Here is an 11,379-nt window from a genome sequence, read left to right on the forward strand (position 1 = left end):
CGCGTGGGACCTGTCGCAGAAGTCCGTTGGCGACCGATTCCCTGCACTCTCGCCGGATTCCCCCGGATTCCCCTGTGAAGCGCGCAAATGTCCCGGGAAGCGACGAATGGTGAGCGTTAGACCCCGCGCACCGCACGCACCGGCATACGGTCGCCACGGATCACGGCCACCATGTCGATGACGCGTCTCGTGGCGCGCACGTCGTGCGCACGGAACACCGTGGCGCCGAGCCAGGCCGCGACGGCGGTGGCCGCGAGCGTACCCTCGAGCCTGTCGTCCGGTTCGAGCCCGAGCGACTCGCCGACAAAGTCCTTGCGGGACAACGCCTGGAGCACCGGAAAGCCCAATGCGGCGACGTCGCCGGTGTGCCGCAACACCTCGAGCGAGTGCGCCGTCGTCTTGCCGAAGTCCAGGGTCGGGTCGATGAGGATGTGGTCCGCCGGTATGCCGGCCTGCTCGGCCGCGCGCGCCCCATCGGCGAGGGTGCGCAGCACGTCACGCACGACGTCGCGCGGGTCAGCGCCGTAGCTCACCTTGACCGGGTCCGTGCGTGGCGGGAGGCCGCCCGTGTGCGAGCAGACGACGCCGGCCCCGATGCGTGCGGCCACGTGCACGAGCTCCGGGTCGTGGCCCTGCCAGGTGTCGTTGACGAGATCGAGCCCGTACTCGGCGGCCGCTAGGGCCACCTCGGAACGCCAGGTGTCCAGACTCAGCACGAGGCCCGGATGGGTCGCGCGGGCGTGCTCCAGGAACGGCACGACCCGGTCGATCTCCTCCTGCGCCGACACCCGCTCGCCCTCCTGACCGGCGCGCACGCCGCCCACGTCGACGATGTCGGCTCCGGCCTCGACCGCGGCGTCGAGAGCACGCTTCGCGGAGTCGAAGTCGGCGTGGCGGTTTCCCGCGAAGAAGGAGTCAGGTGTCCGGTTGATGATGCCCATCACGGCAGGACTACCCGCGTCGAAGGTCTGCCCCCGCAGTCGCAGTGCGGGCGTGCGCGGCAGGTCGAGGGGCGCTGGCTCTGGCAGGGGCACGGCGCCATCTTCGCACTGCCCAGTAGGGTCGATCCGTGGCCTTTGACTTCAGCCTGAGCCCAGCCGTCGAGGATCAGCGCCAGCGGATCGCGGATTTCGTTGCACGAGAAGTGATCCCGCGCGAGCAGACCGTGTTTCGCGACGGCCTGACCGACACTCTGCGCCGTGAGCTGCAGGGCCTGGCCAAGGCTGCGGGCGTCTTCGCCCCGCAGGCCCCCCGCGAGTGGGGCGGCGGCGGCTACCGCTTCGACGAGGCGGCCGTGTTCCTCGAGGAAGCCGGCTACTCGTTGCTCGGTCCCCTCGCGCTCAACTGCGCGGCGCCGGACGAGGGCAACATCCACCTCATCCACCTCACCGGGACCCCTGACCAGCAGGAGCGGTGGCTGCGTCCACTCGTCGCCGGTGAGGTGCGTTCCTGCTTCTCCATGACCGAGCCGCCACCGGGGGCCGGATCGGACCCCTCGGCCCTGCGCACCCGAGCTCGACGCACCGCCGGCGGCTGGGTGCTCAACGGCGAGAAGTGGCTCATCACGGGCGCCGACGGTGCGGCCTTCTCGATCGTCATGGCGCTGAACGAGGGGGACGACGCGCCGGCGGGGGCCACCATGTTCCTCGTCGACGCGCAGAACCCGGGCTTCGTCGTCGGCGAGCACCTCAACACCATCGACGCGACCGGCATCGGCGGGCACTGCCGCGTCACCCTGCGCGACTGCTTCGTCCCCGACGCCGACGTCCTCGGCGAGCCGGGTCGCGGCTTCCAGAGCGCCCAGGTCCGCCTCGCTCCCGCGCGCCTGACCCACTGCATGCGCTGGCTCGGTGCCGCCCGCCGCGCCCATGACATCGCGCTGGAACGCGCGGTCGAGCGCGAACTCTTCGGGTCGAAGCTCGCCGACCTCGGCATGGCGCAGGCCCTGATCGCCGAGAACGAGATCGACCTTGACGCCGCGCGGTCCGTGATCTGGCACGCGTCCTGGGCGATCGCGGAGGGCAGCCGGAGCAGCGAAGAGTCCTCTCGCGCCAAGGTTTTCGCCAGCGAGGCCGTATGCCGTGTCGTCGACCGGTCGGTGCAGCTCGCGGGTGGCATGGGCACCTCGGAGGAGCTCGTGCTGGGTCGCATCTACCGCGACATCCGGTCCTTCCGCATCTACGACGGCGCCACCGAGGTGCACAAGATGTCCATCGCCCGGCGGGCAGCCAAGCGCGCCGCTGAGCGCATCGCGGCCCGCGAGGTCAAGGAATGAGCATGCCGCCCGAAGTCCCGGGGCTGCCGCGCGAATCCTTCACCCCGTGGGCTCGAGACCACCTCGGCGGTCTCGGCGACGACTGGCGAGCCGAGGTCATCTCGGGCGGCCTGTCCAACATCACCTACCGGGTGGTCGGCGAGTCGACCACCGTCATCGTGCGCCGGCCCCCGCTGGGCAAGCTGCTCCCGAGCGCGCACGACATGGGGCGCGAGCACCGGGTGCTGTCCGCCTTGCAGGACACCGAGGTGCCGGTGCCGGGGGTGCTCGCGTTCACCGACGACCCTGCCGTCGTCGGCGCCCCGTTCTACGTCATGGCCGAGGTCCTCGGCGAGGTGTTCCGTGAGCCATCACAGACGGCGCGCCTGGAGGTCGAGCAACGGCGCCAGCTGTCCGAGGCCCTCGTCGACGTCCTCGCGGCGATCCACGCGGTCGACCTCGACGCCAGCGGCCTGCGCGACTTCGGCAAGTCCGAGGGATACCTCGAGCGCCAGGTGCGCCGCTGGGGCCAGCAGTGGGCTGCCAGCCGGACGCGCGACCTCCCGGCCATGGACACCCTGGTCGCCGAGCTCGACCGCCAGCGCCCCGAGGGGGGTGACGTCACCCTCGTCCACGGTGACTACCGCCTCGACAACACGCTCGTGAGCCGGCCCGGCGGCATACCGACCGTGGCTGCCGTGGTCGACTGGGAGCTGAGCACGCTCGGCGACCCGCTCGCCGACCTGGCGACCTGGCTGACGTACTACGCGGGACCCGGCGAGGACGGCAGCGCGGTCCCGGTGGCGGCGGGCCTGACGGCCCACGACGGGTTCCCCACGACCGACGAGATCGCGCAGCGGTATGCCGCCGTGACCGGTCGCGACGTGAGCGGCCTCGACTACTACCGCGCCTTCACGGACTTCCGGCTGGCGGTCATCCTGGAGGGCGTCCACGCGCGCTACCTCGCCGGGAAGTCGGTGGGCGAGGGGTATGACCGGGTCGGGCCGTCGGTGCCCCTGCTCGTGGACCGCGCGCTGTCCCGCCTGGCCTAGTCACCTCTTCCCTCCGGGTCGGCGCAGGAGCAGAGTGGGAGTCTCGGGCTGGTCTTCGGAGGTGCACCATGAAGGCGAAGACAGGTGATCGGATCATCCTCGCGGGTGAGCAGGTGGACCGGCCCACGCGCGACGGCGAGGTCCTCGAGGTCCGCGGCGAGGACGGCGCCCCGCCCTACCTCGTCCGCTGGCGCGACGGCCACACCGGGCTCATCTACCCGGGCCCCGGCTCCGTGCTCCGTGTGGCCGACACCGGCGCCGAGGTGCACGCCCAGCCGGTCGGCGCCGGCACGGAAGGCGTCGTGCGCCAGTGGCAGATCCGGGTCTCGATCTTCGAGGCTGGCGACGACACCACGGCGACCGTGGCCCTGGTCGCCGACCCACCCGGCGAACTGACCGGTCGCGGCGCCACCCATCGCAGCGTCAGGGACGCGGACGACCCGCGGATCGGCGACGAGGTGGCGGTGGCCCGCGCCCTGCGGCACCTGGCGGACGACCTCCTCGCCCGGGCCACCCACGACATCGAGGCTGCGACCGGCGAGGTGGACATCGTCGTCCGGTCCCGATGACTCTCGGTCGCGCTGACGCGCGAGGGCGCGGTGGATCGACGCGCTAGCTGCCGGTGTAGTAGCCGTCGGCGACCGTGAGCGCCTCGTCGAGGATGGCCAGGCCCGCGCGGACCTCGTCGGCGGTCGTGGTGCAGGGCGGTACGACGTGGGTGCGGTTGAAGTGGGTGAACGGCCACAGGCCGCGCGCCTTGCACGCCGCCGCGAACTCGTTCATCGGTGCGGCATCGGCGCCACTGGCGTTGAACGGCACCAACGGCTCACGGGTATGCCGGTCACGCACCAGCTCGAGCGCCCAGAAGGCACCGAGCCCCCGCACCTCGCCGACGCTGGGGTGGCGCTCGGCGAGGTCCCGCAGGCCGGGACCGATGACGTCGGCGCCGAGCGAGCGCGCGTGCTCGACGATGCCCTCCTCCTTGAAGATGGTGATGGAGGCGACGGCGGAGGCGCAGGCCAGCGGGTGACCCGAGTAGGTCAGCCCACCCGGGAACGGCCGCTGGTCGAAGGTCTGGGCGATCCGCTCGGAGATGATCACGCCGCCCAGGGGCACGTAGCCGCTGTTGACCCCCTTGGCGAAGGTGATCAGGTCGGGGGCGACGCCCCAGTGGTCGACCGCGAACCACTCACCGCAGCGGGCGAACCCGGCCATCACCTCGTCGGCGATCATGACGATCCCGAACTCGTCACACAGGTCACGCACCCCCTGGAGGTAGCCAGGCGGTGGGACGAGGATGCCGTTGGTGCCGACCACGGTCTCGAGGATGATCGCCGCGATGGTCTGCGGGCCCTCGACGGTGATGAGGTCGCGCAGGTGCTGCAGCGCGCGGACCCCTTCCTCCTGCTCGTCCTGCGCGTGGAAGGCCGAGCGGTAGGGGTACGGACCCCAGTAACGCACGATGCCCGGCATACCGGGTTCCGATGGCCAGCGGCGGGGGTCGCCGGTCATCGCGATGGCTCCCGCGGTGGCCCCGTGGTAGCTGCGGTAGGCGGCCATGACCTTGTGGCGCCCGGTGTGGAGGCGTGCCATGCGCAGCGCGTTCTCGGTGGCCTCGGCCCCGCCGTTGGTGAAGAACACCCGGTTGAGGTCGCCCGGGGCAAGCTCGGTGATCAGGCGAGCAGCCTCGGAGCGCGCGTCGTTGGCGAAGGCGGGACTGATGGTCGTGAGGCGTCCGGCCTGCTCCTGGATCGCGGCGACCAGCTTGGGGTGCTGGTAGCCGATGTTGACGTTGACCAGCTGGCTGGAGAAGTCGAGGTAGCGCTTGCCCGAGTAGTCGGTGAAGTACGAACCGAGCGCGTCAGCGATCGGCAGCGGGTCGATCAGACCCTGCGCCGACCACGAGTGGAACACGTGAGCGCGGTCGTCGCGGCGAACCTGCTCCTCGGAGGCGGTGGCAGAGGTGGCGGCTGGCAGCGTGTCAGTCATCGAGATTCCTTGGTATGCCGTGGGTTTCGGGACGCGTGGATGCTCAGCGGGTGCGCGGGAAGCCGAGGTCGACCGACGAGGTCGCAGGGTCGGGCCAGCGTTGGGTGACGACCTTGCCACGGGTGTAGAAGTTGATGCCTTCGGGGCCGTACATGTGGGTGTCGCCGAACAACGAGTCCTTCCAGCCGCCGAAGGAGTAGTAGGCGACGGGCACCGGGATCGGCACGTTGATGCCGACCATGCCCACCTCCACGTCGTACTGGAACTGTCGCGCCGCGCCGCCGTCGCGGGTGAAGATCGCCGTGCCGTTGGCGTACTGGTTGGCGTTGATGAGCGCCACGCCTTGCTCGTAGGTGTCGACGCGGACGACAGACAGGACCGGCCCGAAGATCTCATCGGTGTAGACCGTCATCTCCGGCGTGACGTGGTCGAGCAGCGTGGTGCCGAGGAAGAACCCGTCCGCCGGAAGGTCGCCCGTCCGACCGTCGACGACGACTGCGGCACCCGCCGCCTCACCGGCGTCGACGTAGCCGGCGACCTTGTCACGGTGCTCGGCCGTGATGAGCGGCCCCATGTCTGTCCCCGGGTCGGCGCCGTTGCCCACCGTGAGCTTCGGCAGGCGCACCGCGATCGCATCGACGAGCGGCTGGGCCACGTCGCCCACGGCGACAGCGACCGACAGCGCCATGCACCGCTCGCCGGCCGCGCCGTAGGCCGCGGAGACCACCGAGTCGGCAGCCATGTCGACGTCGGCATCGGGCAGGACGAGGGCGTGGTTCTTGGCACCGCCAAGTGCCTGCACCCGCTTGCCCGCGGCGGTGCCCCGCTCGTAGATGTACTTGGCGATCGGCGTCGAGCCGACGAAGCTCACGGCGCTGATGCCCGGGTGGTCGAGGATCGCGTCGACGGCGACCTTGTCACCCTGCACCACGCTGAACACCCCGGTGGGCAGACCGGCCTCGTGCCACAGCTGGGCGAGGAACAGGGCCGCGGAGGGATCCTTCTCACTGGGCTTGAGGATGAACGCGTTGCCGCACGCGATGGCGTTGGCGCACATCCACAGCGGGACCATCGCGGGGAAGTTGAAGGGGGTGACGCCGGCGACCACGCCGAGCGGCTGGCGAATGCTGTAGACGTCGACCCCGGTCGCGGCCTGCTCGCTGAAACCACCCTTGAGCAGCGCCGGGACCCCTGTGGCGAACTCGACGTTCTCCAGGCCTCGCGCGATCTCGCCGGCGGCGTCGGACAGGACCTTGCCGTGCTCGGCGGTGATGATCGCCGCGAGCTCGGGCGTGCGCTGGTGGAGCAGCTCGCGGAAGGCGAAGAGCACGGCCGACCGCGTGCTCAGTGACGCGTGGCGCCACTCGCGGGCGGCTGCCGCCGCACTCGTCACGGCGGCATCGAGCTCGTCGACGGAGGCGAGGTCGACCTCGCCGGACTGCTGGCCCGTCGCGGGGTTGAAGACGGGGGCGGTGCGGCCAGAGCTGCCGGCGTGCGGGCGTCCGTCGATCCAGTGCGTGATGCGCGTCGTCATGTCCACCACGGTAGGGGTCACCCACTGGTAACACAATACAAGTATTGCTATGGTACAAAAATGACCGCGTTGTTGAGTGGCATCGAGGAACGGCTCGAGCATCCCACTGCCAAGGGGCTGGCGCATGCCGTCTCCGCCGCGATCCGGGACGGCCTGCTCGTGGCCGGCGACCGGTTGCCCCCGATCCGCACCGTGGCGACCCAGCTGGCCGTCTCCCCGACCACCGTGTCGTCGGCCTGGTCGCTGCTCGCCCGGGCTGGAGCCGTGAGCACCGACGGCCGACGGGGGACGACGGTCCTCGACCACCATCTCCCCACGGGCGGCCGGTACCAGCAGGTGCTGGAGCACCAGGACGGCTTTCGGCTCGACCTGTCGACCGGAGTCCCCGACCCGCAGCTGCTCCCCAGCCTCAGCGGTGCGCTCGCCTCGCTCACCGGCACTGCGACCACCAGCTCCTACCTCGACGACCCCGTATTGCCCGACCTGGCGGCCACCCTGCGTGCGGACTGGCCGTATGCCGTCGACGAGATCGCGGTGGTCGACGGCGCCATGGATGCCCTCGAGCTGCTCGTGCGCAGCGCCTTGCGGTTCGGCGACCGGGTGGTCGTCGAGGACCCGTGCTTCCCCCCGCTCATCGACCTGCTCGAGTCGGTCGGTGTGCAGCTCGTGGGCGTCGCGCTCGACGAGGAGGGGCTGGCCCTCGACGCCCTCACGGCGGCGCTGACCGAGCCCGTCGCCGCCATCGTGCTCCAGCCCAGGGCACAGAACCCCACCGGCGTCACGATGACCGCGAGGCGCGCGAAGGCGGTCGCCGCAGCCCTTGACGGGACCGACACTCTCGTCATCGAGGACGACTCAGCGGCCGGCCTGTCCCCCTCGCCGCTCGTGAGCCTGGGCCGCTGGCGGCCCGACCACACGGCATACGTGCGGTCGTTCTCCAAGTCGCACGGCCCCGACCTGCGGCTGGCCGCCCTCTCGGCCCCGGCCGAGCTCATGCGCGCGGCGATGAGCCGCCGCCAGCTCGGTCAGGGCTGGACGAGTCGGCTGCTCCAGCAGGTCCTGCTCACCCTGCTCACCGACCCCGCCACCGGGGCGAGCGTGCATGCCGCTCGCGACACGTATGCCGCCCGGCGGGTGGCGCTCGTGGACGCGCTCGGGGCGCGCGGCGTGGTCGTCGGCGGGGTGGAGGGGCTCAACGTCTGGGTGCCCGTGCACGACGAGACGGCCGCCGTGGTCAGGCTCGCGAGCCAGGGCATCGGCGTCGCGCCCGGGTCGCCGTTTCGCGTGGGACCGGGGTCGGCGTCGGGCCACGTCCGGGTGACCGTGGGCCTCGCGCGCGACGGCTTCGAGGACCTGGCCGAAGCAATCGCGGTCGCCGCCCGCACCACCGGCCGGAGTGCGCGCGCCCGTTGACGCCTGCTGGGCCCGGACGGCACGAAGGCCGGGCTGCAGGGTTGCCCGGCCTTCGGCCCGCTGCCCTTAGGCAGACGCTCTCATCCCCGAAGAAACGCTAACTGACCCGCGCATCGTGGAGGATCGTTCAATTCACGTAGCAGTGCCTCAGTTTCCCCCATTGTCCCCTCACGAGAACCCCTCAGCCAGATCTGTCACAAACCCGTCATTCGATGAGCCTGTTTCGTATCACCTGCACGTGGAACGTAGCCGAGGTCGGAAGCGCCGCAGATCACCCGGATCACGCAGTTCGGCCTACGTCAGATCGCGGGCCCACCATGGCCACGACGGGCTAGTCACCCGTGGTGGGCCGGGGACTCTCCGGAGGCCAGGTGAGCGGAGGGCGTGGGATTCGAACCCACGATGACGTTGCCGCCATAGCGGTTTTCAAGACCGCCGCACTAGGCCACTATGCGAGCCCTCCCGTGCTGATGTGCTGCAGCGTCAAGATACAGGTCAGCGCCCGATGACCTCCTCCCCCGGGTAGGGTCCACCCATGGACGGCTACGACCGCACTCAGGAGTCGCCCGCCCAGCGCATCGACCGCAACTGGGAAGAGCTGCTGCAGGAGCTGCGCGTCTCGCAGACCGGTGTCCAGCTGCTCACCGGCTTCCCTCATGACGGTGCCGTTGCAGCCTGCGTTCCACCAGCTCGACGCCCTCGAGCGCGGCGCCTACGTCGTCGCCATCAGCGCCAGCATCCTCGCCACGTGCTTGCTCATCGCACCCGTCGCCCTGCATCGCGCGCTGTTTCGTCGCCGCCGCAAGCAGACCCTCGTGACGCTCGGACACTGGCTCGCCGTGAGCGGTCTGGGCTTCCTCGCCGCCGCCATCGTCGGTGTCGTGACCCTCGTGTTCGTGCTCGTGTTCGGGCGCACGTCCGGCCTGTGGATCGGCGCCCTCGCCGCGGTCATCTTCACCAGCGTGTGGCTGGTCGGGCCGGTCGCGCTGCGCGAACGCCTCGGCGACCAGCCCCGGACACCGTCAGACAGGCCCTGAGCAGGCGTGATGCCGGGGGCCGGGTTATGGTCGAAGGACCCGACCAAAGGATCGAAACCATGTCCAAGCTGTCCTTCCTCGCGGGCCTCGGCGTGGGCTACGTGCTCGGCGCCAAGGCGGGCCAGAAGCGCTACGCGCAGATCCGGAACCACGCCGAGCGGGTGTGGTCCAGCGACCCGGTGCAGGCCCGGGTCGACACGGTGAAGCAGACCGTCAAGGACCAGGCGCCCGCGGTCGCCGCCAAGCTCGGCGACGCCGCCAAGAGCGCAGGGGCCTCGGCCAAGGAGCGCCTGACCGGCGAAGACCTGCCCCCGAGCCTCCACCGCGGCACCGATCACCGGCTGCATGCAGACACCACCGGATACGGCCCGGGCGGCGACAAGCTGCCCTGACGCAGGCACCCTGCCCTCAGATCCAGAGGGCAGGGTCCTTGAACATCGCCTCGTACGGGTCCTCGCGGCCCTGCGGGAACCGGATGGTGGCCGGTATGCCGGTGGCGATCGCGCCGCTCGGGACGTCCTTCACGACCACCGAGTTCGCCCCGATCTGGACGTCGTCACCGACGTAGACCGGGCCGAGGATGCGCGCCCCGGCGCCGATGGTCACGCGGCTGCCGACGGTGGGGTGACGCTTGACGCGCTGCAGCGACCGACCGCCCAGGGTCACGCCGTGGTAGAGCATCACGTCGTCGCCGACCTCGGCCGTCTCGCCGATGACAACCCCCATGCCGTGGTCGATGAAGAACCGCGCCCCGATGACCGCGCCGGGGTGGATCTCCACACCCGTGATCGAGCGCACGACCGTCATGAGGACCCGCGCCACGGGCTTGGCCAGCCCGCCGCGCAGCCACAGGCGGTGCGCCAGCCGGTAGGCCCAGATCGCGTGCAGGCCAGGGGAGTTCAACAGGACGTCGGCCCGCGACGTCGCCGCCGGGTCACGCTCGATGGCCGCGTCGAGGTCGTCGACGATGCGGCTTCGCGCGTGGCGGGCGTAGAGGGCTGGGGACACGAAGGAAGCGCCGCCCGTCAGTCGAGTAGGTCGGAGAAGAGGATGGTCGACAGGTAGCGCTCGCCGAAGCTGGGGATGATGACGACGATCGTCTTCCCGGCGTTCTCGGGGCGGGTGGCCACCTGGTTGGCTGCAGCGAGCGCGGCACCAGAGGAGATGCCGACGAGCAAGCCCTCCTCCTTGGCGGCGCGACGGGCCCACTCGACCGAGGTCTCGGCGTTGATGTCGATGACCTCGTCGTAGATGTCGCGGTCGAGGATCTCGGGGACAAAGTTGGCGCCGAGGCCCTGGATCTTGTGCGGTCCCGGCTGTCCACCGTTGAGGATCGGCGACTCCGCGGGCTCGACGGCAATCATCTGCACCCCTGGCTTGCGCGCCTTGAGCACCTGGCCCACGCCGGTGATGGTGCCGCCCGTGCCGATGCCGGCGACGACGATGTCGACCTGGCCGTCGGTGTCCTTCCAGATCTCCTCGGCGGTGGTCTTGCGGTGGATCTCGGGGTTCGCCTCGTTCGCGAACTGCCGGGCGAGGATCCCACCGCGTTCGGCGGCGATCTCCTCGGACCGGGTGACGGCGCCCTTCATGCCGAGCGCACCCTCGGTGAGCACGAGCTCGGCGCCGTAGGCACGCAGCAGGGCGCGGCGCTCCTTGGACATCGTCTCGGGCATGGTCAGGACGACGTTGTAGCCACGGGCCGCCCCCACCATGGCGAGCGCGATACCGGTGTTGCCGGAGGTGGCCTCGACGATCGTGCCGCCGGGCTTCAGCTGGCCGGAGGCCTCGGCCGCGTCGATGATCGAGACGCCGATGCGGTCCTTGACCGACGATGCCGGGTTGTAGAACTCGAGCTTGGCGGCGACGGTGGCCTCGCTGTCGATGAGGCGGTTGATCCGCACCAGGGGCGTGTTGCCGATGAGCTTGGTGACGTCGTCATAGATGGGCATGCGCGCTTCCTCGGATCGGTATGCCGCGTGCGGACAGCGCGCGGGCGTGGACGGTCGCCAGTGTCAGCGAACCTGACGTTATGTGTATTCCAACAGATCGTTATGCCGTCTGGCAACGCGCGTCCGCGAATCGGCATACCGCCCTCCC

At 70.6% G+C, this 11,379-nt stretch carries 11 protein-coding genes, 1 tRNA gene and 1 pseudogene; 7 read left to right on the forward strand and 6 right to left on the reverse strand.

The annotated features are described in order from the left end of the window. Nucleotides 1-116: 116 nt before the first annotated feature. Nucleotides 117-1,034, reverse strand: a complete 918-nt coding sequence (folP, locus tag GKE56_RS12245) for a dihydropteroate synthase (RefSeq protein WP_230208936.1) — start codon at nucleotides 1,032-1,034, stop codon at nucleotides 117-119. Nucleotides 1,035-1,069: 35 nt separating this feature from the next. Here folP and GKE56_RS12250 point away from each other — a divergent pair, with 35 nt between their 5' ends. The 3 genes from GKE56_RS12250 to GKE56_RS18295 all read left to right on the forward strand — a co-directional run bounded on the left by GKE56_RS12250 (nucleotide 1,070) and on the right by GKE56_RS18295 (nucleotide 3,875). Continuing rightward, nucleotides 1,070-2,275, forward strand: coding sequence for an acyl-CoA dehydrogenase family protein (locus GKE56_RS12250; RefSeq protein WP_154684782.1), 1,206 nt, complete (start codon nucleotides 1,070-1,072; stop codon nucleotides 2,273-2,275). Nucleotides 2,276-2,277: 2 nt separating this feature from the next. After that, nucleotides 2,278-3,306, forward strand: a complete 1,029-nt coding sequence (locus GKE56_RS12255; protein WP_230208937.1) for a phosphotransferase family protein — start codon at nucleotides 2,278-2,280, stop codon at nucleotides 3,304-3,306. A 68-nt stretch (nucleotides 3,307-3,374) separates the two neighbouring features. Beyond that, on the forward strand, nucleotides 3,375-3,875 hold the full coding sequence (locus GKE56_RS18295; RefSeq protein ID WP_154684784.1) for a DUF1918 domain-containing protein: 501 nt from the start codon (nucleotides 3,375-3,377) through the stop codon (nucleotides 3,873-3,875). Nucleotides 3,876-3,918: 43 nt separating this feature from the next. Here GKE56_RS18295 and GKE56_RS12265 read toward each other — a convergent pair whose 3' ends face one another. Beyond that, nucleotides 3,919-5,295 carry an aspartate aminotransferase family protein gene (locus GKE56_RS12265; RefSeq protein WP_154684785.1) on the reverse strand — a complete coding sequence of 459 codons (1,377 nt, stop codon included), beginning with the start codon at nucleotides 5,293-5,295 and terminating at the stop codon, nucleotides 3,919-3,921. A gap of 43 nt (nucleotides 5,296-5,338) precedes the next feature. Beyond that, the gene (locus GKE56_RS12270) at nucleotides 5,339-6,829 is read right to left on the reverse strand and encodes a CoA-acylating methylmalonate-semialdehyde dehydrogenase (RefSeq protein ID WP_154684786.1); all 1,491 of its coding nucleotides are present in this window, start codon (nucleotides 6,827-6,829) and stop codon (nucleotides 5,339-5,341) included. A gap of 60 nt (nucleotides 6,830-6,889) precedes the next feature. On the opposite strand from GKE56_RS12270, the gene GKE56_RS12275 reads away from it, so the two are divergent. Further along, nucleotides 6,890-8,242 (forward strand): PLP-dependent aminotransferase family protein, encoded by a 1,353-nt coding sequence (locus tag GKE56_RS12275; protein WP_154684787.1) that lies wholly within the window; start codon nucleotides 6,890-6,892, stop codon nucleotides 8,240-8,242. A 376-nt stretch (nucleotides 8,243-8,618) separates the two neighbouring features. Here GKE56_RS12275 and GKE56_RS12280 read toward each other — a convergent pair. Further along, nucleotides 8,619-8,705: transfer RNA gene (locus GKE56_RS12280), tRNA-Ser, on the reverse strand. A 72-nt stretch (nucleotides 8,706-8,777) separates the two neighbouring features. Here GKE56_RS12280 and GKE56_RS18300 point away from each other — a divergent pair. From GKE56_RS18300 to GKE56_RS12290, 3 genes and pseudogenes are all read left to right on the forward strand, one after another. Beyond that, a pseudogene (locus GKE56_RS18300) lies at nucleotides 8,778-8,849 on the forward strand (hypothetical protein); the annotation flags it as partial. Nucleotides 8,850-8,898: 49 nt separating this feature from the next. Then, nucleotides 8,899-9,279, forward strand: a complete 381-nt coding sequence (locus GKE56_RS12285) for a DUF6328 family protein (protein ID WP_255424965.1) — start codon at nucleotides 8,899-8,901, stop codon at nucleotides 9,277-9,279. 59 nt (nucleotides 9,280-9,338) lie between these two features. Next, a complete protein-coding gene (locus tag GKE56_RS12290; protein WP_154684788.1) occupies nucleotides 9,339-9,671 on the forward strand; it encodes a YtxH domain-containing protein in 333 nt (110 codons plus the stop codon). Nucleotides 9,672-9,687: 16 nt separating this feature from the next. On the opposite strand, the gene cysE is transcribed toward GKE56_RS12290, so the two are convergent. Both cysE and cysK read right to left on the reverse strand, forming a co-directional pair. Then, nucleotides 9,688-10,287 carry a serine O-acetyltransferase gene (gene cysE, locus GKE56_RS12295; RefSeq protein ID WP_154684789.1) on the reverse strand — a complete coding sequence of 200 codons (600 nt, stop codon included), beginning with the start codon at nucleotides 10,285-10,287 and terminating at the stop codon, nucleotides 9,688-9,690. 17 nt (nucleotides 10,288-10,304) lie between these two features. Then, nucleotides 10,305-11,231, reverse strand: a complete 927-nt coding sequence (gene cysK / locus GKE56_RS12300) for a cysteine synthase A (protein WP_154684790.1) — start codon at nucleotides 11,229-11,231, stop codon at nucleotides 10,305-10,307. Nucleotides 11,232-11,379: the final 148 nt, after the last annotated feature.

It is taken from the genome of Nostocoides sp. HKS02 (genome assembly GCF_009707485.1).
Classification (GTDB): Bacteria; Actinomycetota; Actinomycetes; order Actinomycetales; family Dermatophilaceae; genus Pedococcus.

Coding starts and splice junctions, on each gene's coding strand:
- GKE56_RS12275 (WP_154684787.1), top strand. CDS start 6,890: ATGACCGCGTTGTTGAGTGGCATCGAGGAACGGCTCGAGCATCCCACT.
- cysK (WP_154684790.1), bottom strand. CDS start 11,231: ATGCCCATCTATGACGACGTCACCAAGCTCATCGGCAACACGCCCCTG.
- GKE56_RS12290 (WP_154684788.1), top strand. CDS start 9,339: ATGTCCAAGCTGTCCTTCCTCGCGGGCCTCGGCGTGGGCTACGTGCTC.
- GKE56_RS12285 (WP_255424965.1), top strand. CDS start 8,899: ATGACGGTGCCGTTGCAGCCTGCGTTCCACCAGCTCGACGCCCTCGAG.
- GKE56_RS12255 (WP_230208937.1), top strand. CDS start 2,278: ATGCCGCCCGAAGTCCCGGGGCTGCCGCGCGAATCCTTCACCCCGTGG.
- GKE56_RS12265 (WP_154684785.1), bottom strand. CDS start 5,295: ATGACTGACACGCTGCCAGCCGCCACCTCTGCCACCGCCTCCGAGGAG.
- GKE56_RS18295 (WP_154684784.1), top strand. CDS start 3,375: ATGAAGGCGAAGACAGGTGATCGGATCATCCTCGCGGGTGAGCAGGTG.
- GKE56_RS12270 (WP_154684786.1), bottom strand. CDS start 6,829: ATGACGACGCGCATCACGCACTGGATCGACGGACGCCCGCACGCCGGC.